The organism is Allobosea sp. GW822-FHT05A11 (assembly GCF_058800455.1).
In genome coordinates this window covers 46,140-64,192 of record NZ_JBXAMI010000003.1, presented here as the reverse complement: position 1 = coordinate 64,192, position 18,053 = coordinate 46,140, and the positions used below count along the sequence as shown (strand labels likewise).

The 18,053-nt window shown below is 66.5% G+C and carries 16 protein-coding genes; 9 read left to right on the top strand and 7 right to left on the bottom strand.

Annotated features, from left to right (window positions below; genetic code table 11):
• Positions 1–92 precede the first annotated feature (92 nt).
• A complete protein-coding gene (locus AC1RLU_RS09895) occupies positions 93–1,100 on the top strand; it encodes an alpha/beta hydrolase (RefSeq protein WP_492795332.1) in 1,008 nt (335 codons plus the stop codon).
• A gap of 11 nt (positions 1,101–1,111) precedes the next feature.
• A complete protein-coding gene (locus AC1RLU_RS09890; protein ID WP_492795330.1) occupies positions 1,112–1,996 on the top strand; it encodes an alpha/beta hydrolase family protein in 885 nt (294 codons plus the stop codon).
• Positions 1,997–2,002: 6 nt separating this feature from the next.
• Here the strand turns inward: AC1RLU_RS09890 and AC1RLU_RS09885 are convergent, their stop codons facing one another.
• Positions 2,003–2,473, bottom strand: a complete 471-nt coding sequence (locus tag AC1RLU_RS09885; RefSeq protein ID WP_492795328.1) for an Lrp/AsnC family transcriptional regulator — start codon at positions 2,471–2,473, stop codon at positions 2,003–2,005.
• A gap of 133 nt (positions 2,474–2,606) precedes the next feature.
• Between AC1RLU_RS09885 and AC1RLU_RS09880 the strand changes: the two genes are divergently transcribed.
• Positions 2,607–3,890 (top strand): cystathionine gamma-synthase family protein, encoded by a 1,284-nt coding sequence (locus AC1RLU_RS09880; RefSeq protein WP_492795327.1) that lies wholly within the window; start codon positions 2,607–2,609, stop codon positions 3,888–3,890.
• Between the two features lie 13 nt (positions 3,891–3,903).
• Here AC1RLU_RS09880 and AC1RLU_RS09875 read toward each other — a convergent pair whose 3' ends face one another.
• Positions 3,904–4,659 (bottom strand): DUF3750 domain-containing protein, encoded by a 756-nt coding sequence (locus AC1RLU_RS09875; protein ID WP_492795326.1) that lies wholly within the window; start codon positions 4,657–4,659, stop codon positions 3,904–3,906.
• A 146-nt stretch (positions 4,660–4,805) separates the two neighbouring features.
• Here AC1RLU_RS09875 and AC1RLU_RS09870 point away from each other — a divergent pair, with 146 nt between their 5' ends.
• The 5 genes from AC1RLU_RS09870 (at position 4,806) to AC1RLU_RS09850 (ending at position 9,153) form a co-directional block, all read left to right on the top strand.
• On the top strand, positions 4,806–5,918 hold the full coding sequence (locus AC1RLU_RS09870; RefSeq protein ID WP_282568655.1) for a polyamine ABC transporter substrate-binding protein: 1,113 nt from the start codon (positions 4,806–4,808) through the stop codon (positions 5,916–5,918).
• Between the two features lie 26 nt (positions 5,919–5,944).
• Positions 5,945–7,099: an ABC transporter ATP-binding protein gene (locus AC1RLU_RS09865; protein ID WP_492796195.1), complete on the top strand. Its 1,155-nt coding sequence runs from the start codon at positions 5,945–5,947 to the stop codon at positions 7,097–7,099.
• On the top strand, positions 7,096–7,998 hold the full coding sequence (locus AC1RLU_RS09860) for an ABC transporter permease (RefSeq protein ID WP_492795324.1): 903 nt from the start codon (positions 7,096–7,098) through the stop codon (positions 7,996–7,998). Before AC1RLU_RS09865 ends, AC1RLU_RS09860 begins: the two co-directional genes overlap by 4 nt.
• Positions 7,995–8,783, top strand: coding sequence for an ABC transporter permease (locus AC1RLU_RS09855; protein ID WP_492795322.1), 789 nt, complete (start codon positions 7,995–7,997; stop codon positions 8,781–8,783). Before AC1RLU_RS09860 ends, AC1RLU_RS09855 begins: the two co-directional genes overlap by 4 nt.
• 97 nt (positions 8,784–8,880) lie before the next feature.
• Complete coding sequence (locus tag AC1RLU_RS09850; protein ID WP_492795320.1) at positions 8,881–9,153, top strand: hypothetical protein; 273 nt, start codon at positions 8,881–8,883, stop codon at positions 9,151–9,153.
• A gap of 62 nt (positions 9,154–9,215) precedes the next feature.
• Here the strand turns inward: AC1RLU_RS09850 and scpA are convergent, their stop codons facing one another.
• From scpA to AC1RLU_RS09830, 4 genes are all read right to left on the bottom strand, one after another.
• The gene (scpA, locus tag AC1RLU_RS09845; RefSeq protein ID WP_061964469.1) at positions 9,216–11,378 is read right to left on the bottom strand and encodes a methylmalonyl-CoA mutase; all 2,163 of its coding nucleotides are present in this window, start codon (positions 11,376–11,378) and stop codon (positions 9,216–9,218) included.
• Positions 11,375–12,199 (bottom strand): bifunctional hydroxymethylpyrimidine kinase/phosphomethylpyrimidine kinase, encoded by an 825-nt coding sequence (gene thiD / locus AC1RLU_RS09840; RefSeq protein WP_492795318.1) that lies wholly within the window; start codon positions 12,197–12,199, stop codon positions 11,375–11,377. Before thiD ends, scpA begins: the two co-directional genes overlap by 4 nt.
• Positions 12,200–12,214: 15 nt before the next feature.
• Positions 12,215–14,188, bottom strand: a complete 1,974-nt coding sequence (locus tag AC1RLU_RS09835; protein ID WP_492795316.1) for a methylmalonyl-CoA mutase family protein — start codon at positions 14,186–14,188, stop codon at positions 12,215–12,217.
• A 167-nt stretch (positions 14,189–14,355) separates the two neighbouring features.
• Positions 14,356–14,739 (bottom strand): DUF2267 domain-containing protein, encoded by a 384-nt coding sequence (locus tag AC1RLU_RS09830; protein ID WP_091855735.1) that lies wholly within the window; start codon positions 14,737–14,739, stop codon positions 14,356–14,358.
• Between the two features lie 154 nt (positions 14,740–14,893).
• Here AC1RLU_RS09830 and AC1RLU_RS09825 point away from each other — a divergent pair, with 154 nt between their 5' ends.
• On the top strand, positions 14,894–16,438 hold the full coding sequence (locus AC1RLU_RS09825; protein ID WP_492795314.1) for a helicase HerA-like domain-containing protein: 1,545 nt from the start codon (positions 14,894–14,896) through the stop codon (positions 16,436–16,438).
• 115 nt (positions 16,439–16,553) lie between these two features.
• Here AC1RLU_RS09825 and AC1RLU_RS09820 read toward each other — a convergent pair whose 3' ends face one another.
• A complete protein-coding gene (locus AC1RLU_RS09820; RefSeq protein ID WP_091856150.1) occupies positions 16,554–17,897 on the bottom strand; it encodes an Nramp family divalent metal transporter in 1,344 nt (447 codons plus the stop codon).
• Positions 17,898–18,053: the final 156 nt, after the last annotated feature.

Here is an 18,053-nt window from a genome sequence, read left to right as displayed (position 1 = left end):
AGCACTCTCGCCCCATTCTGGCCGCGTTGGCCTGCCTTTAGAGGTGCGGCTGCCAGTTCGGCCCCTCAAATTCTGACCGGATGCCTCTCTCCATGCCCGTTACAAGGCGCGCCTTCTCATGCCGTTCGCTGGCGCTCGCCGCGTTCCTCCCGCTCGGGCTTGCCGCCTGCGCGCAGAGCGAGGCGAGCGTGTCGCCCTTCTCCGAGCCGGAACGCGCCGATACCTCGGCGCTCGGCAAGGACCCGCGGCTGCTCGTCATGACGACGCGCCGCTCGACCGGCAGCGCGACGCCTTATTTCAATACCGATCGCGGCCCGCTGACCTTCGCCGAGGCGCAACTGTCGCCGCCCGGGCGCGGCATCGCGGGGCGTGTCTCCTCGGCGGTGAGCGGCGACTGGGCCGTGCTCGGCATTTCGCATGAAACGACGGCGGACGCGACGCGGGCACTCTCGGACGCCGTGAACGGGCGCGATGTGCTGCTTTACATCCACGGCTTCAACGAGAGCTTCGAGACGGCCGCCCGCAGCGCCGGCCAGTTGTCCCATTCGCTGGAGTTCCAGGGTCGCACGGTCCTGTTCACCTGGCCCTCCGGCGGCAAGCTCTTCGACTACGCTTACGACCGCGAGAGCGCGCTCTGGTCGCGCGACGGTTTCGTCCAGTCGCTGCAGGCGCTTGTCGCCAACCCGACCGTCGGCCGCATCCACATCGTTGCCCATTCCATGGGAACCTTCCTGACCCTGGAAGGCTTGCGCGAGCTGCGCGATTCGCGGGAAATCTACGCCCGGATCGGTTCGGTCGTGCTGGCCTCGCCCGATGTCGATATCGACGCTTTCGAGCAGACGGTGAAGAAAATCGGCCCCTTGGCCCAGCGCATGACCGTGATCATCGATCCCGGTGACCGGGCACTGGCCGTCTCCGCCCGCATCGCCGGCGGCGTCGCGCGGGCCGGCGCCGCGGATCGCTCGCGGCTGGAAGCATTGGGCGTCCGGGTCGCGGACACCTCCGGCCGGGGCTGGAGCATGCTGCGTCACGATCTCTTCCTGTCCAACAGCGAAGTCACCCAGGTCGTGCGCCGCGCCATGGACCGTGGCGGCGCCTGAAGGAGCGCAGAATGCTGCGGCTGATCGGGACATTGGCGGTCGTCGTGCTTGCGCAGGGCTTCGGCCTCTCCTCGGCCTTTGCCGAGACGCCGCCGCTCTTCGCCGGGACCGGGCCGGCCGAAAGCAGCTATGCCGATCCGCTGCCGGCCACCGTCGCGGTTTCGACCTATGCGCCGCCGGCCTGCGCGGCCAAGCCCTGCCCGCTGCTGATTGCGATCCACGGCATGGGCCGCAATGCGAGAGGCGCCCGCGACGCCTGGAAGGCTGCTGCCGACCGAGGCGGTTTCCTCGTCCTCGCCCCACGCTTTGACAAGGAGCAGTTTTCCAGCCGCCGCTTCCAGCAAGGCAATGCGCGCGGCGAGCCCGACAAGGCGAAATGGACATTCGGCCTGATCGAGAGGCTGTTCGATGTCGCCCGCGCCAGCGGCCGCGTCGCCGGAGGTAGCTACACGATCTTCGGCCACTCCGCCGGTGCCCAGTTCGTCCACCGCATGGTCATGCTGATGCCGGATGCGAGGATTGCGACGGCGGCCGTGGCGAATGCCGGCTACTACACGCTGCCGGTTCTCGCTGGCGCGCGCGCTTATCCCTATTCGCTGAAGGGCACCCCGGCTGTGGACGCCACGCTCGCAGCCGCGCTGTCGAAGCCGATGCTGGTGATGCTTGGCGACCGTGACACCGATCCCGACCATCCCCAGCTCAACAAATCCCGCGGTGCCGAGGAGCAGGGGCCGACCCGCTTTGCGCGCGGAGAGCACTTCATGGCCGCGGCCCGCGACGAAGCGCGCCGCCTCGGAGTGACGTTTCGTTGGCGCGAGGTCGTCGTGCCGGGCGTGGCGCATCAGCAGAGCGGCATGGCCGAGGCTGCCGGAGCCGAGCTGTTCGGCGTCCGTTGATAGCGTCTAGACCGGGGGCAGGCCGGAGCGCTTCTTGATCGTCGCCAGCGCGAAATTGGATTCGACCGACTGGATGCATTTCAGCCGCGTCGCCTTCTGCTTCAGGAAGCGCTCATAGCCCTCGATTCCGTCCGTGACGACGCGCAGCAGGTAATCCTGCGAGCCGGTCATGAGGTAGCATTCGGCCACTTCGCTCCAGCTTTCGACGGCTTTTTCGAACTCGGATATCTGCTCCTGGTTCTGCTGGGTCAGCCGCACCGAGACGAAGACGCTGAAGGGCAGCCCATAGGCCTTCGGATCGACCAAGGCCGTGTAGCCCTGGATGACGCCGGTCTCCTCCAGCCGCTTCAGCCGCCTGAGGCACGGTGTCGGCGACAGCCCGACGCGCTGTGACAGGTCCTGGTTGGTGATGCGCCCGTCCTCGCGCAGCACGGCGAGAATCCGGCGGTCGATGCTGTCGAGCATGATATGCTCCATCTGGAATGAAATTGAGCAGAAAGCTGCTCGTGACATAGTAGGATGATGCTGATCGGCCAAGCAATGGCGTCATGATGGGAATAATCTGGTGGCAGAAACCGGCCTGCGTCGCAGGATCGCAAGGGAGACGGCCATGAGCGCAGACAACTACCACAAGGATCGGATCGCCAACCGCAAGCTCCATCCCGAGACGCTGATGATGGGCTTCGGCTATTCGCCGGCCATGTCGGAGGGCTCGCTGAAGCCGCCGGTCTTCCTGACCTCGACCTTCGTTTTCGAGAACGCCCAGCAGGGCAAGGACTTCTTCGACTTCACCTCCGGCCGGCGCCAGCCCAAGCCCGGCGAGAAGCCCGGCCTCGTCTATTCGCGCTTCAACCACCCGAACATGGAAATCCTCGAGGATCGTCTGGCGATCTGGGACGAGGCCGAGAAATGCGCCGTCTTCGCCTCCGGCATGGCCGCGATCGCGACGACCTGCTTCGCCTTCCTGCGCCCGGGCGACACGATCCTGCATTCCCGCCCGCTCTATGGCGGCACCGAGACGCTGCTGAAGAACCAGATGGGCGCCTTCGGCGTCACGCCCTTCGGCTTCACCGATGGTCTCGATATCGAGCAGATGCGTGAGGTCGCGCGCGCCGCCGCCGCCAAGGGCCGCGTTGCGATGATCCTGGTCGAGACCCCGGCCAACCCGACCAACGGCCTCGTCGACCTCGCCGCCTGCAAGATGATTGCGGACGAGCTGGAGAAGTCACAGGGACATCGCCCGCCGGTCGTCGTCGACAACACCATGCTCGGCCCGAAATACCAGAAGCCGTTGAAGCAGGGTGCAGACCTGTCGCTGCTTTCGCTGACCAAATATGTCGGCGGCCATTCCGATCTCGTCGGTGGCTCGATCAGCGGTTCGGAGGCGCTGGTACGGCAGGTGAAGGCCTGGCGCGGCTCGCTCGGCACGCAGGCCGATCCGAATTCCTGCTGGATGCTGATGCGCTCGCTGGAGACGCTCGACATCCGCATGAGCCGGGCCAATGAGAACGCCAAGCTGGTGGCGGAATACCTGGAGAGCCATCCGAAGGTCGCCAGGGTGCATTATCTCGGCAACCTCAAGGACGGCGACCCGCGCAAGGCCGTCTTCGACCGCCAGTGCACGGCGGCGGGCTCAACCTTCGCCTTCGACGTCAAGGGCGGCGAGAAGGAGGCTTTCGCTGTGCTCGACAATCTCCAGATCATGAAGCTCGCGGTCAGCCTCGGCGGCACGGAGACGCTGGTCTCTCACCCGGCCGCGATGACCCATTCCGGCGTCGCTCGCGAACTGCGCGAGGAGATCGGCCTGACCGATGCGCTGATCCGCATTTCGGTCGGCATCGAGAATATCGAGGACCTGATCTCGGATCTGGCGCAGGCCTTCGAGGCGGTCTGATCGCTTCGTGGCGCTAAACCCCGACCCGTCCCCAGCCCGGCAGCTTCAGTGCCGGGCTGCGCAGGTCGACCCCGGCGACGAGGCCGAGCAGGTTGATCTCGATGCCCTCGACCCAGCCCACGGTCACGCCGGCCAGGCCGTAGAGCGAGGCCTGGATGCCGGTGCGGCTGGCGGTCAGCCCGGCGAAAAGGCCGTCGGCGCGCCAGTCCTTGCCGAGCGCTGTCGGCGGCAGCGCCTGATGGAGCTCGGGCACCTCGGCCAGGACATGCTGGACGAAGCTGTTCGAGTTCGGCCCCGGCCAGGCGAGATAGCTGCCGGGGCTGGAATAGGCGTAATCCGCCACGGCTGCCCTTATGCGTGGGATCAGGCGCTCCGCTGCCTCGCCCCGGATTTCGAAGACGGCTTCCGGCATGTTACCGAACCAGCGGCCATCGGCCTCGCGGTGATTGACCCTGAGCGGCGCGCCCCAGCCGACGACGTCGAAGCGCGTATAGGCGCTGGCACCGCGCTCCTTCACTACGATCCAGGAATGATGGGCGAAGATGCCGCGCCAGCGACCAACGCGGGCGGCGAAGACATGCACCGTCGCTTCGGGCTCGACGGAAGCCGCGGGCAGCAGCTTTGCGCTCGTCCAGTCGGCGCGTCGCCAGTCCGGCGCGTGCGTCTGCCAGTACCACCAGCCCGCATGGCTCGCGAGCGGCAGCAGGAAGGCGATCGCGAAGAACAGCAGGAAGCGGCGGAACAGGCGCATGCGGTACGGTATGTGCATGGCGGCGCGAGCCGGCAAGGATGCGGTCGTTCACGCTTGCGTCAGGCGCAGCTTGCCTGTGCGCGGGCGTTCGGTCGCGCCCGCTGGCGGTTGATGCCGGGGGGAAAGCTGGTAGCGTGCGCGCGCCAACACGATGGAGGGGCGGATTGGGTAGGACGGCGAAGCGATTGACCGAGGCGATTGCGGCTTGCGCGATCGGACTGGGACTTCTGGCCACACCAGTGGCCGCGCAGGACAAGCAGCTGCGCATCTTCAACTGGTCGGACTATGTCGATCCGGAGGTGCTCGACGCCTTCAAGAAGGAAACCGGCATCACCGTCGTCTACGACACCTTCGACCAGATGGAGACGGTGGAGACCAAGCTTCTCGCCGGCAAGACCGGCTACGACCTGATCGTCGTCACTGCTTCCTTCCTGCCGCGCCATATTCCGCTTGGCCTCTACCAGCCGGTCGACAAGGACAAGGCGCCGAATCTCAGGAATATCTGGCCGGAAATCCAGACCAGGCTCGGCAAGTACGATCCCGGCAACAAATACGCCGTGAACTACATGTGGGGCACCACCGGGATCGGCTACAACGTCGCGAAGGTGAAGGAGCGGCTCGGCCCCGATGCGGTGGTCGATTCCTGGAAGATCGTCTTCGAGCCCGAGCAGCTCAAGAAGCTGTCGAATTGCGGCGTGCATGTGCTCGATGCGGTCGAGGAGATGTTCCCGGCGGCGCTGCGCTATCTCGGGCTCGATCCCGACTCGAAGAAGGAGGCCGATCTGAACAAGGCCGGCGAACTCCTGCGCAAGATCCGCCCGCATATCCAGAAGTTCCATTCCTCGGAATACATCAACGCGCTGGCGAATGGCGATATCTGCCTGGCCGTCGGCTACTCCGGCGATATCCTTCAGGCCAAGAAGCGCGCCGAGGAGGCCAAGAACGGTGTCCAGATCGCCTATTCCATCCCGAAGGAAGGCGCGCTGATGTGGTTCGACTCCTTCGTGATCCCGAAGGATGCCGGCAATGTCGATGCAGCGATGAAGTTCATCGACTTCGTCAACAAGCCGGAGATGGCCGCAAAGAACTCGGACTTCATCCAGTATGCCAACGGCAACCTTGCTTCGAAGCCGTTCCTCTCGGCAGCCGTGCGCGACAATCCCGGCATCTATCCGTCGGACGAGGTGATGGGGCGGCTCTACACGATCACGCCCTATGACCAGAAGTCCCAGCGGCTGGTGAACCGGCTCTGGACCCGCGTCAAGACCGGCAAGTGACCGGCTCCCGACAGGTCGCGATCACTATGAAGAAGACCTCGCCCGGCAGCGTGCGCCGGGCCTTCCAGCCCTGGAACGACCCGGCGGCGAAGCCGCTGGTCGAGTTCCGGGGCGTGACCAGGCGCTTCGGCGACGTCACGGCCGTGGCTGATCTCTCGCTCGCGCTTTACCGCAGAGAGTTCTTCGCGCTGCTTGGGCCTTCCGGCTGCGGCAAGACCACGCTGATGCGCATGCTCGCCGGCTTCGAGACGCCGGATGCCGGCACGATCCTGCTCGACGGGCAGGACATCACCGGCATTCCGCCGCATCTGCGGCCGATCAACATGATGTTCCAGTCCTATGCGCTGTTCCCGCATCTCAGCGTGGCCGGCAACATCGCCTATGGGCTGAAGCGGGAAGGGCTGCCGCGCGCCGAGATCGACCGGCGCGTCGAGGAGATGCTGGCGCTGGTCAAGCTCTCGGGCCTTGGCGGGCGCAAGCCGCATCAGCTCTCCGGCGGCCAGCGCCAGCGCGTCGCGCTGGCCCGGTCGCTGGCCAAGCGCCCGAAGCTGCTGCTGCTCGACGAGCCGATGGCGGCGCTCGACAAGAAATTGCGCGAGCAGACCCAGTTCGAACTGATGGACCTGCAGAGCGAGCTCGGCCTCACCTTCATGGTCGTCACCCACGACCAGGACGAGGCCATGACCATGGCCGACCGCATGGCGGTGATGGACCACGGCAAGCTCGTCCAGATCGGCCCGCCCGACGTGATCTACGAGGCGCCAGCCAACCGCCACGTCGCGGAGTTCGTCGGCGATATCAATATTTTCGAGGGTCGGATCGCAGCCGTCGACGGCGAGCTGGTCCGGGCCGAGATGCCGCATGTCGGCACCGTCGAGCTCGATGAGGAGGCGCTGGCGCTGAAGCCGGGTGAGCCGCTTGTCGTCGGCATCAGGCCCGAGAAGATCGAGATCGGTCATGACGAGCCGGGGCAGGCCGTCAACAAGGTTGCGGGCGAGATCTGGGATATCGGCTATCTCGGCGACTTCACCATGATCCAGGTCATGCTCGGCGGCGAGGGTGGCCAGCTCGTCAAGGTCGCGCTCGCCAACCGCACGCGCCGGATGGCCCGCCCCTTCGCCTGGGACGACAAGGTCTGGCTCTCCTGGGATGTCGAGGCCGGCGTAGTGCTGCCGCCATGAGCGCGGTCGCTTCGCTGCAGCGGCTTCGCCGGCTCGTCGTGGCCGTGCCTTATCTCTGGCTGGCGCTGTTTTTCCTTGCGCCCTTCGCCATCGTGCTGCGCATGGCCTTCTCGCAGTCTGCGATGGCTCTGCCGCCCTATGCGCCGCATTGGGAAGGCCTCGCCCGGCTCGGCGAGTTTCTCTCGCAGCTCGACCTCACGAATTTCAGCCTGCTGGGCGACGATCCGCTCTACTGGCAGAGCTATCTCTATTCCTTGCGCATCGCGGCGCTGACGACCGTCTTCGCGCTCGCGATCGGCTATCCGCTCGCCTATGCCATGGCCGCGGCTCCCGCGCGCTGGCGCGGCCTCCTGCTCGTCTTCGTCATCTTGCCGTTCTGGACCTCCTTCCTGATCCGCGTCTACGCCTGGATCGGCATCCTGAGGCCGGAGGGGTTGCTCGATGCGACGCTCGGCCTGCTCGGCTTCGAAGGCGAGCCCCTGCGTCTGCTCAATACCGAGACGGCCGTGCTGCTCGGCATGGTGTATTCCTACCTGCCCTTCATGGTGCTGCCGCTCTTCGCGGCGCTGGAGAAGCTTGACCGCGGTCTGCTGGAGGCGGCTGCCGATCTCGGCGCCACGCCGGTCACGGCCTTCCTGACAGTGACGCTGCCGCTCTCGCTGCCGGGCATCCTCGCGGGTTCCGCGCTGGTCTTCATTCCGGCGGTGGGTGAATTCGTTATCCCCGACCTGCTCGGCGGCCCCGACACCGTGATGATCGGCAAGCTGCTCTGGAGCGAGTTCTTCTCGAACCGTGACTGGCCCTTGGCCTCGGCCGTGGCGGTGGTGCTGCTCGTCGTGCTCGTCCTGCCGCTCGTCCTGCTCCAGCGCGCGCGGTTGCAGCGGGAGCTGGCGGCATGAGCCGGCTCGGTCCCGGATTGATCCTGGCGCTGATCGTCGGCTTCGCCTTTCTCTACCTGCCGATCCTGACGCTCGTCGCCTATTCCTTCAACGCTTCGCGGCTGGTGACGGTCTGGGGCGGCTTCTCGACCCATTGGTACGGCGCGCTGATGCAGAACCAGCCGCTGCTTGATGCCGCCTGGCTCTCGATCCGCCTCGGTTTCGTCTCGGCGACGCTGGCGACGATCCTCGGCACTTTGGCTGCGCTTGCGCTCGCCCGCCATGGGCGTTTCATGGGCCGCACGCTGTTTTCCGGCATGGTGCTGGCGCCGCTGGTCATGCCCGAGGTGGTGACGGGGCTGTCGCTGCTGCTGCTCTTCGTCGCCGTCGATGTCGAACGCGGTTTCTGGACCGTGACGATCGCCCACGCGACCTTCAGCCTCGGCTTCGCCTGCATCGTCGTGCAGTCGCGGCTCGCTGGTTTCGACCGCTCGCTGGAAGAGGCGGCGCAGGATTTGGGAGCCACGCCCTTCGTCACCTTCTGGACCGTGACCCTGCCCTTGATCTGGCCGGCGGTCGCGGCAGCCTGGATGCTCGCCTTCACGCTCTCGCTCGACGACCTCGTCATCGCGAGCTTCACCACCGGGCCGGGCGCGACGACGCTGCCGATGCGGCTCTATTCAGCGGTGAAGCTCGGCGTCTCACCCGAGATCAACGCCGCCTGCACGATCATGATCGGGGCCGTGGCCGTCGTCGTGATCGCGGCTTCGCTGCTTTTGAAGCGCGAGCAAGCGTCGGGCAGATAAACGACGGCTGAACGGCGCCCTCAAAGCCCGTTCAGCCACGACCTGCGAATGTCCGATCCGTGGCAGGGCGATCCCTGCCGGAACAGGACATGAGACCATGTTTGGCAATCGCGCCCGGATCGGTTTGGCTGCCCTTGCGCTTAGCGGCGCGGTGCTCGCAGTTTCGGCATTCGCCGGGGTGGGCGAGGCGCAGGCCTTCGGTGGCCGTTATGAGCGCTCCTACGAGCGCCCGGCCTACGGCTATGGCTGGCGCCCGGCGCCACCCGCCGTCCACGGCTTCTGGGGTCAGCGCCGCTGGCATCGCTATTCCGACAGTTACGGCATGCGGCAGCCTGCGTCGCGCTACGGCTATGGTTACGGCTGGCGGTAAGTGTCGCCACGTCGGTCGTAATCATGGGGCGGGCGCTGCCGGCTGGCAGCGCCCGCCTTCTTTTATTCAGCCGCCGTCCGCTGGGCGTAGCCGAGGCGCTCGTTCAGCTCCTGCAGCAGCTTCTCGGCGGCGTCGGCGATGACGGTGCCCGGTGGGAAGATCGCCGAGGCGCCCGCCTCGATCAGCGTATCGAAATCCTGCGGCGGGATGACGCCGCCGACCACGATCATGATGTCCGGCCGGCCGGCTTTGGCCAGCGCCGCCTTCAGCTCCGGCACCAGCGTGAGATGTCCTGCCGCGAGCGACGAGACGCCGACGATATGGACGTCGTTCTCGACAGCCTGCCGTGCCGCTTCATCGGGCGTCGCGAAGAGCGGGCCGATATCGACGTCGAAGCCGAGATCGGCGAAGGCCGAGGCAATGACCTTCTGGCCGCGATCGTGCCCGTCCTGGCCCATCTTGGCGACGAGGATGCGCGGGCGGCGCCCATCCGATTCCTCGAAATCCTGGCAGAGCAACTGGACGCGCGTGACGGCTGGGTTCATGTCGCCGACCTCCCGCTTGTAGACCCCCGAGATCGCCTTGATCTCGGCCCTGTGCCGCCCGAAGACCTTCTCCATCGCGAGCGATATCTCGCCGACCGTCGCCTTGGCGCGGGCGGCCTTCACCGCGAGGTCGAGCAGGTTTCCGTTGCCGGACGCGCCATTGGTCAGCGCGGTGAGGGCAGCTTCGACCTCGGTCTCGTTGCGCTCGGCCTTGAGGCGCCTGAGCTTGTCGAGCTGCTGGGCACGGACCGCGGCATTGTCGACCTTCAGCACATCGATCGCGGCTTCGCTCTCCGGCTTGTAGCAGTTGACGCCGATGATCGCCTGCTGGCCGCCATCGATGCGCGCCTGCGTCTTGGCGGCGGCCTCCTCGATGCGCAGCTTCGGGATGCCGGCTTCGATCGCCTTGGCCATGCCGCCGAGCTTCTCGACCTCCTGGATATGGCCCCAGGCCTTCTCGGCGAGCTCGGCGGTCAGACGCTCGACGTAATAGGAGCCGCCCCACGGGTCGATGATCCGGGTCGTGCCGCTTTCCTGCTGCAGCAGGATCTGGGTGTTGCGGGCAATCCGGGCCGAGAAATCGGTCGGCAGCGCCAGCGCCTCGTCGAGCGCGTTGGTGTGCAGCGACTGGGTGTGTCCCTGCGTCGCCGCCATCGCCTCGATCATCGTGCGCGGCACGTTGTTGAACACGTCCTGCGCCGTCAGCGACCAGCCGGAGGTCTGGCAGTGGGTGCGCAGGGGGAGGGACTTCTCGTTCTCGGCGCCGAAATCCTTGACCAGCTTCGCCCAGATCAGCCGGGCGGCCCGCATCTTGGCGACTTCCATGAAGAAGTTCATGCCGACCGCCCAGAAGAAGGACAGGCGCGGCGCGAAGACGTCGACGGAGAGGCCAGCGCGCTGGCCGGCGCGGATATACTCGACGCCGTCGGCGAGCGTGTAGCCGAGCTCAAGGTCCTGGGTCGCTCCGGCTTCCTGCATGTGATAGCCGGAGATCGAGATCGAGTTGAATTTCGGCATGTTCGCCGAGGTATAGGCGAAGATGTCGCCGATGATCCGCATCGAGGGTGAGGGCGGGTAGATATAGGTGTTGCGGACCATGAACTCCTTGAGGATGTCGTTCTGGATGGTCCCCGAGAGCTTGGCCTGCGGTACGCCTTGTTCTTCCGCCGCGACGATATAGAGCGCCAGCACCGGCAGCACGGCGCCGTTCATCGTCATCGACACGCTCATCTGGTCGAGCGGGATGCCGGAGAACAGCGTGCGCATGTCGTAGATCGAGTCGATCGCGACGCCGGCCATGCCGACATCGCCCGCCACGCGCGGATGGTCACTGTCGTAGCCGCGATGGGTCGCGAGATCGAAGGCGACGGAGAGGCCCTTCTGCCCGGCGGCGAGGTTGCGCCGGTAGAAGGCGTTGGAATCCTCGGCCGTGGAGAAGCCGGCATATTGCCGGATCGTCCAGGGCTGGTTGACATACATGGTCGGGTAGGGGCCGCGCAGATAGGGCGCGATGCCCGGCAGGCTGTCGACGAAGGGCAGGCCGTCGCGGTCGGCCGCCGTATAGACCGGCTTGACCGGGATATCCTCGGGCGTCTGCCAGGCTTCGCCCGTGGGCAAGGCACTGGCGGCGGGGCGAGCCCCTGCGAAGGCGAGCTTCGTGAAATCCGGGATCGCGGTCATGACTGGCTCCCCTCGGTCCTGTCCCACCAATGGTGGAAATGATGCACCGGTCCGTGGCCTTGGCCAACCGCAACCTGATCGGCGGCAGCGATGGCGGCCGAGATATAGGTCTTGGCGTGGCCGACGGCCTCCGGCAGCTCCAGTCCCTTGGCCAGATTGGCGGCAATGGCGGATGACAGCGTGCAGCCGGTGCCATGGGTGTTGCGCGTTTCGAGCCGTGGCGCGTTGAAGCGCTGGCGCGCGCCGCCTGCGAGCAACAGAAGGTCGCTGCTGATCTCGCCGGTGCCGTGCCCGCCCTTGACCAGAACGTTCGCTGCGCCGAGCGCCGCGAGCTTCTCGGCCTGCTCGTCCATCGCTTCATCGGTTTCGGCCGGGCTGGTGCCGAGCAGGGCGGCGGCCTCCGGCAGGTTCGGCGTGATCAAGGTCGCAAGCGGGAAGAGATGCGTGCGGATCGCCTCGACGGCCGCGCTTTCCAGCAGCCGTGCCCCGGAAGCGGCGATCATGACGGGATCGAGAACGATGTTCTTCGCGCCGTGGCGCTTCAGCCCGGCCGCGACGGTCTCGATCAGTTCGGCCGTCGCCAGCATGCCGATCTTGACCGCCCCGACGTCCAGATCCTCGAACACCGCATCCATCTGCTGGGCGACGAAGTCGCGCGGCACGGCATGGATTCCGCTGACGCCCCTGGTGTTCTGCGCGGTCAGCGCGACGATGACGCAGGCGCCATAGACCTGATGCGCCGCGAAGGTCTTGAGATCGGCCTGGATACCGGCGCCGCCGCTCGAATCCGAACCGGCGATGGTGAGGGCGATGGCAGTCAAACTCTTAGTCTCCGGTCAGGCGCCTGCGATGGCCTGCGCTTGCGTGAGTGTCTCGACCACGTCGCAGCCCATATAGATGAACGTGGCGACGCCGGCCTTGTTCAAGGCCTCGGGCTCGGTCGGGCGCCCGGCGAGCCACACCGTTGCGCCAGCCTTGGCGAGCGCCTCGGCCGCCGCGGCGCCTTCGGCGGCATAGGCCGCATCCGAGCCGCACAGGCAGGCGAGCTTCGCACCCGAAGCGCGGAAGGCGCCGGTGAACGCGTCAAGATCGGTTGCACCGTCCTTGGCGAAGCCGTCGCCGCTTGGCGCGGCGAGCCCGCCGGCCTCGAACAGGTTGCGGGCGAAGCCGGCGCGGGCGGTGAAATCGGCGATCGGGCCGAGCGTCGCCAGGAACACGACCGGGCGCTTTGATTGGGCGTCGGCCTTGTCGCGGAGCGACTCGAACGGCTCCGACAGCCTGAGCGAAGGCAAAGGCTCCGCTTGCAGGGCCGTGCCGGGCGCGGCCAACGCATCGGCTCGGCCGGCTCCGCCGGCGAAGGAGCGGATAATCTCGCTCTGGTTCCGCTCGGCGAGACTGCCCTGCGTGCGCTGCCTGTCCAACCTGATTGGCGTGACGGCGAGTACCGCAGCGACGTTTTCGTGGATATTCGGGAATTCGCTGGTGCCGGTGATCGGCTCGCGCCGCGTCGCCACGGCCTTGGCGCGGGCCGCGCGCTGCTCCGCCAGCATCTTCTGGAGATGACCGTCGACCAGGGCTGCGACGATGCCGGCGAGATCGCCGCTGCGCTGCTGCTCGATCTCCTGGAAGATCTGCCAGGCCTGCTCGCAGAGCGTCTGCGTGAGCGTCTCAAAACCGCCGGCGCCGGCGGCGGGATCGGCGACGCGCCAGAGATTGCTCTCTTCGAGCAGGATGAGCTGGGTGTTGCGGGCGACGCGGCGCGCGAGGGCATCGGGCAGGCCAAGCGCGGCGGTGAAGGGCTGGACGGCGATCGAATCCGCGCCGCCGATTCCAGCCGAGAAGGTGGCGACGGTGCCGCGCAGCAGGTTCACGTTGGGATCCCGCTTCGTCAGCGAACGCCAGGCGGTCTCGGCATGGATGCGCGCCGGCTTCGGCGTCAAGCCGCAGGCCTGCTGGACGCGGTTCCAGAGCAGTCGCGCGGCGCGGAACTTGGCCACCGTCAGGAATTCGTCGGTATCGGCGACCAGCGTGAAGGCCAGCGCATCGCGCGCCTCGGACAGCGTCATGCCCTGCGCTTCGAGCGTGCGCAGATAGGCGACGGCGGTCGCAAGCACCGCGCCGAGTTCCTGCGCCTCGCTGGCGCCGGCCTCGTGATAGGGCCGGCTGTCGACCTCGATGAACGGTCCGGCAAAGCCGCGTTCCTTCAGCGTGCGGATCGTTGCCGCCAGACGGCGGCCAAGCTCGGGCCAGGGCGCCGCCAGCGAGCCGCGGCTGGCGAAGACGCCGATCGGATCGAGGCCGAAGGAGACGGAGAGCTCACTCGGCGCATGCCCGCGCTTCTGGATCAGGGCCGCCAGCAGCAGCGCATTGATGCGGCCCTGCGGGGCCGGATCGAGCCGCAAATGGATGAGATCCAGCATCACGCCGTGGAGCGCGGTATCGAGCGTCGACACGTCGTCGGCGACGAGGCCGTATCCTCGCGCACCCAATGCTCCGGCGAAGCTGATGGTCAGGGTATCGGCGCCGCCTTCGAGATCGGTGAGAGCCAGTGTCCGCGCCTCGTGCGGATGCGGATGGTCGAGACGGGCAGCGACATGCCAGCGTCCGGCCTCGGCACGCAGCGCCCGTGCAGGCGCGGAGGCAGCGGGATAGAGCGGCTCGATGCGGATGCCGTCGGCGGTCCGGCCGACGAGCTTCTTCTCGAAATCGGCACCCTTCAGGACTTTGTCGACCGCCGCTCGCCAGGCGTCATTTGACGGCGCCGCGAAAGCGTCCAGATAGGGAAGGTCGGATGGGGCAGCCGAGTTCATGCGCGCCGATGCTCCTCTTCCGCATAATGTGCAGTCGTGGAACGCTGATTGCCATGGGGGCGCGCGCACCGCCACCCCTACTTCGTCGCAAGGCAGGTGCGAGAATGCAAAAACGCCGCGGCGCTATCCTGAGACAGCGTCGCGGCGTTGTGGGAATTCCAAGGGGATCAGACGAACTGGCCGAGGCCCGGAATCGCGCCGACGATGGCGCCCATCGCATCCTCGCCGGCCTTCTCGCGACCGACCGTGAACATTTCCTTCGAGACGCTCTGAATCTGGCCCATCGACAAACCAGCGCCCATCAGCTGGCCGCCGAGCGCCATGACGCCGCCGCCGCCCATCAATCCGCCGATCGCGCCGAGCATGCCGCCCTTGGCGCCGCCTTCGGCATCGGCCAGCGCCTGCGCGCCCGGCAACGCCGCCATCAACTGGCCGATCTCGGCGGCCGGGCCTTCCTTCTGCAGGAAGGCGAGGATGATGCCGACCGCCTTGCGGGCGAGCTCCTCATTGATGCCGGCGGCCCCAGCCACGCGCGTCAGCAATTCTTCCATGGATCCAAAACCCCTCGTCAAATGGCTTCGCCACGAAGCCTCCAAAATAGTTTATATGTTTACGATCTGATTTCCAACGGCCCCGGGCTTCCGCCTTCTGCGTCGTTTGGTTACACCCTTGCCGGACCGATTTGAAACCTGATGGGCGAATTCAATGGCGAATGACGGCGCGATTCTGATCGGCAAGAGCGGCAAGCCCGAAAACCTCCTGCTCAAGCTCGCCAATCGCCATGGGCTGGTGACGGGCGCCACCGGCACCGGCAAGACGGTGACGCTGCAGGTCATGGCCGAGGGTTTCGCCCGCAACGGCGTCCCGGTCTTCGCAGCCGACATCAAGGGCGACTTGTCCGGCATCGCGGCGCCCGGCGATTCCAAGCCGCCCTTCGTCAACCGGGCCAAGGAGCTCGGCCTGAAATACGAGCCTGACCAGTTCTCGACCGTGTTCTGGGACGTGTTCGGCGAGCAGGGCCATCCGGTCCGCGCCACGATTTCCGAGATGGGGCCGCTACTGCTGGCGCGCCTGCTCGACCTCAACGACACGCAGGAAGGGGTGCTCAACATCGCCTTCCGCGTCGCCGACGAGCAGAAGCTGCTGCTGCTGGACCTCAAGGATCTCCGTGCGATCCTGAGCTTCATCGCCGAGAATGCGCAGGAGCTGACGACCAAATACGGCAACGTCACCTCGGCGACGGTCGGCACGATCCAGCGCGCCTTGCTCGTTCTGGAGAATCAGAAGGGCGACCTCTTCTTCGGCGAGCCGGCGCTCGACATCAACGACCTGATGAAGACGGATCGCGACGGACGCGGCATCGTCAACATCCTCGCCGCCGACAAGCTGATGAACAATCCGCGGCTTTACGCGACCTTCCTGCTCTGGCTGCTTTCCGAGCTGTTCGAGCAGCTTCCGGAGGTTGGCGATCTCGACAAGCCGAAGCTCGTCTTCTTCTTCGACGAGGCGCATCTGCTCTTCAACGGCGCGCCTAAGGCGCTGCTGACGGCGGTCGAGCAGGTCGTGCGCCTGATCCGCTCGAAGGGCGTCGGCGTTTATTTCGTCACGCAGAACCCGCTCGATATCCCCGATACGGTGCTCGCCCAGCTCGGCAACCGCGTCCAGCACGCGCTGCGTGCCTTCACCCCGCGCGACCAGAAGGCGGTGCGTGCCGCCGCCGAGACCTTCCGCCAGAACCCGAAGATCAACACCGAGGAGGCGATCAGTCAGCTCGCCGTCGGCGAGGCCCTGATCTCGATGCTCGAAGGCAAGGGCTCGCCCGAGATGGTCGAGCGCGCCCTGATCGCGCCGCCGATGGCGCAGGTCGGCCCCTGCACCCCGCAGCAGCGCCAGCAGGCGATCAACGCTTCGCCCGAAAAGGGCAAATACGACACCATGGTCGACCGGGAGTCGGCCTATGAAGTGCTGATGAAGCGCAAGAACCTCAACCCGGACGGCTCGCCGGTCGAGGCGTCGACGGATGGCGGCGGGGGCGGCGGCATCCTCGACACGATCGGCGGCTGGCTCGGTGGCGGGGCGCCGCAGCAGCGCCCGAAGACGGGGCCGGGCTCGCGCGGCGGTCCGCTGCCGCAGAGCATGACCGAGAAGATCATCACCTCGGCCGCCCGCTCGGCCGCGACCTCGATCGGCCGGCAGGTCGGCAGCGCGATCCTGCGGGGTATTCTGGGCTCGATGTCGGGGAAGCGCTGAGGGCTGCTTCACAGTGTCATTCTCGGGCGAAGCGACGCTTCGACCCGAGAATCTCATGACGAGAGGACGCTGGTCCTGAGATGCTCGGGTCAGGCCCGAGCATGACGGCGGTGCGTCACGCCCCCGTGGCGAAATCGTAGATCAGCTTGAGGTTCAGCACGATGATGATCGCGGCGATGATGCCTGCGGTCAGGCTGAGCCAGCGCGGCGCGACGAGCGCACCCATCTTCTGCTTCGAGGCGGTGAACATCACCAGCGGCACCACCGCGAAGGGCAGTTGCAGGCTGAGTACGACCTGACTCAGGATCAGCAGCTTCGCCGTCTGGCTCTCGCCATAGATCAGCGTGACCGCGATCGCCGGTACGATCGCGACTAGGCGCGTCACCAGCCGACGCATCCAGGCGGGCAGGCGGATGCGGAGGAAGCCCTCCATCACGATCTGGCCGGCCATGGTCGCGGTCACCGTCGAGTTCAGGCCGCAGCAGAGCAGGGCGATGGCGAAGAGCGAGGGCGCGATCGAAGCGCCCAGCAGCGGCTGCAGGAGTTCCTGCGCCTTGCCGAGCTCGGCGACGTCGTGGTGGCCGGCCTTGTGGAAGGTCGCGGCGGCCAGGATCAGGATCGAGGCATTGATCAGCAGCGCGAAGCAGAGCGCGACGGTGGAGTCGATCGTCGCGAATTTCAGGGCCTCGCGCTTCTCCGGCAGCGTCTCGCCATAGGCGCGGGTCTGCACGATGCCGGAATGCAGGTAGAGGTTATGCGGCATCACGGTCGCGCCGATGATGCCGAGCGCGATGTAGAGCATGTTCGGATTGGTCACGATCTCGGTCGTCGGCGCGAAACCGCGGATGACCTCGCCCCAGTTCGGATCGGCCAGCGCGATCTGGATGCCGAAACACAGCGCGATGACACCGAGCAGCGTGATGATGAAGGCTTCGATCCAGCGGAAGCCGCGCGTCTGCAGCCAGAGGATGATGAAGACGTCGAAGGCCGTGATCAGCACGCCGATCTCGAGCGGGATGCCGAAGAGCAGGTTGAGGCCGATCGCGGTGCCGATCACTTCGGCGAGGTCGGTCGCGCAGATCGCAAGCTCGGCCAAGAGCCAGAGCGGCCAGGCCATATAGGGCGGATAGGCATCGCGGCAGGCCTGGGCGAGATCGCGGCCCGAGGCGATGGCGAGCCGCGCGCAAAGCGACTGCAGGATGATCGCCATCAGGTTCGAGACCAGAGCGACCACGAGCAGCGTGTAGCCATACTGGGCGCCGCCGGCGAGCGAGGTCGCCCAGTTGCCGGGGTCCATATAGCCGACCGCGACGAGATAGCCCGGCCCGAAGAAGGCGAGGAACTTGCGCCAGGTCGACGAGGTCGGCGTGACCTTGATGGTGCGGAAGACATCCGTCAGGGACGGCTCGCCCCGCGATCGAAGCCAGATCGACGAGGATTCGGGGCCGCTTTGCGTCATCACGATGCCTTGCTGCAACTTGGTTGCAATAAGGGGTATCGGCTTCCCATCGCCGTGTCAACGCAATTGCGAATGATTGGCAATTAGCGATTTCGACGTCTGACCCTGCCCTTCCGGATTGCTTCGTCGGCTTCGCCTTCTCGGGAGGGCGCCGGG

Excerpts from the sequence above, each read along its gene's own strand:
- AC1RLU_RS09860 (WP_492795324.1), top strand. The coding sequence starts at position 7,096 with ATGAGCGCGGTCGCTTCGCTGCAGCGGCTTCGCCGGCTCGTCGTGGCC.
- AC1RLU_RS09830 (WP_091855735.1), bottom strand. The coding sequence starts at position 14,739 with ATGGAAGAATTGCTGACGCGCGTGGCTGGGGCCGCCGGCATCAATGAG.
- AC1RLU_RS09885 (WP_492795328.1), bottom strand. The coding sequence starts at position 2,473 with ATGGAGCATATCATGCTCGACAGCATCGACCGCCGGATTCTCGCCGTG.
- AC1RLU_RS09850 (WP_492795320.1), top strand. The coding sequence starts at position 8,881 with ATGTTTGGCAATCGCGCCCGGATCGGTTTGGCTGCCCTTGCGCTTAGC.
- AC1RLU_RS09880 (WP_492795327.1), top strand. The coding sequence starts at position 2,607 with ATGAGCGCAGACAACTACCACAAGGATCGGATCGCCAACCGCAAGCTC.
- AC1RLU_RS09890 (WP_492795330.1), top strand. The coding sequence starts at position 1,112 with ATGCTGCGGCTGATCGGGACATTGGCGGTCGTCGTGCTTGCGCAGGGC.
- AC1RLU_RS09895 (WP_492795332.1), top strand. The coding sequence starts at position 93 with ATGCCCGTTACAAGGCGCGCCTTCTCATGCCGTTCGCTGGCGCTCGCC.
- AC1RLU_RS09835 (WP_492795316.1), bottom strand. The coding sequence starts at position 14,188 with ATGAACTCGGCTGCCCCATCCGACCTTCCCTATCTGGACGCTTTCGCG.
- AC1RLU_RS09875 (WP_492795326.1), bottom strand. The coding sequence starts at position 4,659 with ATGCACATACCGTACCGCATGCGCCTGTTCCGCCGCTTCCTGCTGTTC.
- AC1RLU_RS09825 (WP_492795314.1), top strand. The coding sequence starts at position 14,894 with ATGGCGAATGACGGCGCGATTCTGATCGGCAAGAGCGGCAAGCCCGAA.
- scpA (WP_061964469.1), bottom strand. The coding sequence starts at position 11,378 with ATGACCGCGATCCCGGATTTCACGAAGCTCGCCTTCGCAGGGGCTCGC.
- AC1RLU_RS09865 (WP_492796195.1), top strand. The coding sequence starts at position 5,945 with ATGAAGAAGACCTCGCCCGGCAGCGTGCGCCGGGCCTTCCAGCCCTGG.
- AC1RLU_RS09855 (WP_492795322.1), top strand. The coding sequence starts at position 7,995 with ATGAGCCGGCTCGGTCCCGGATTGATCCTGGCGCTGATCGTCGGCTTC.
- AC1RLU_RS09820 (WP_091856150.1), bottom strand. The coding sequence starts at position 17,897 with ATGACGCAAAGCGGCCCCGAATCCTCGTCGATCTGGCTTCGATCGCGG.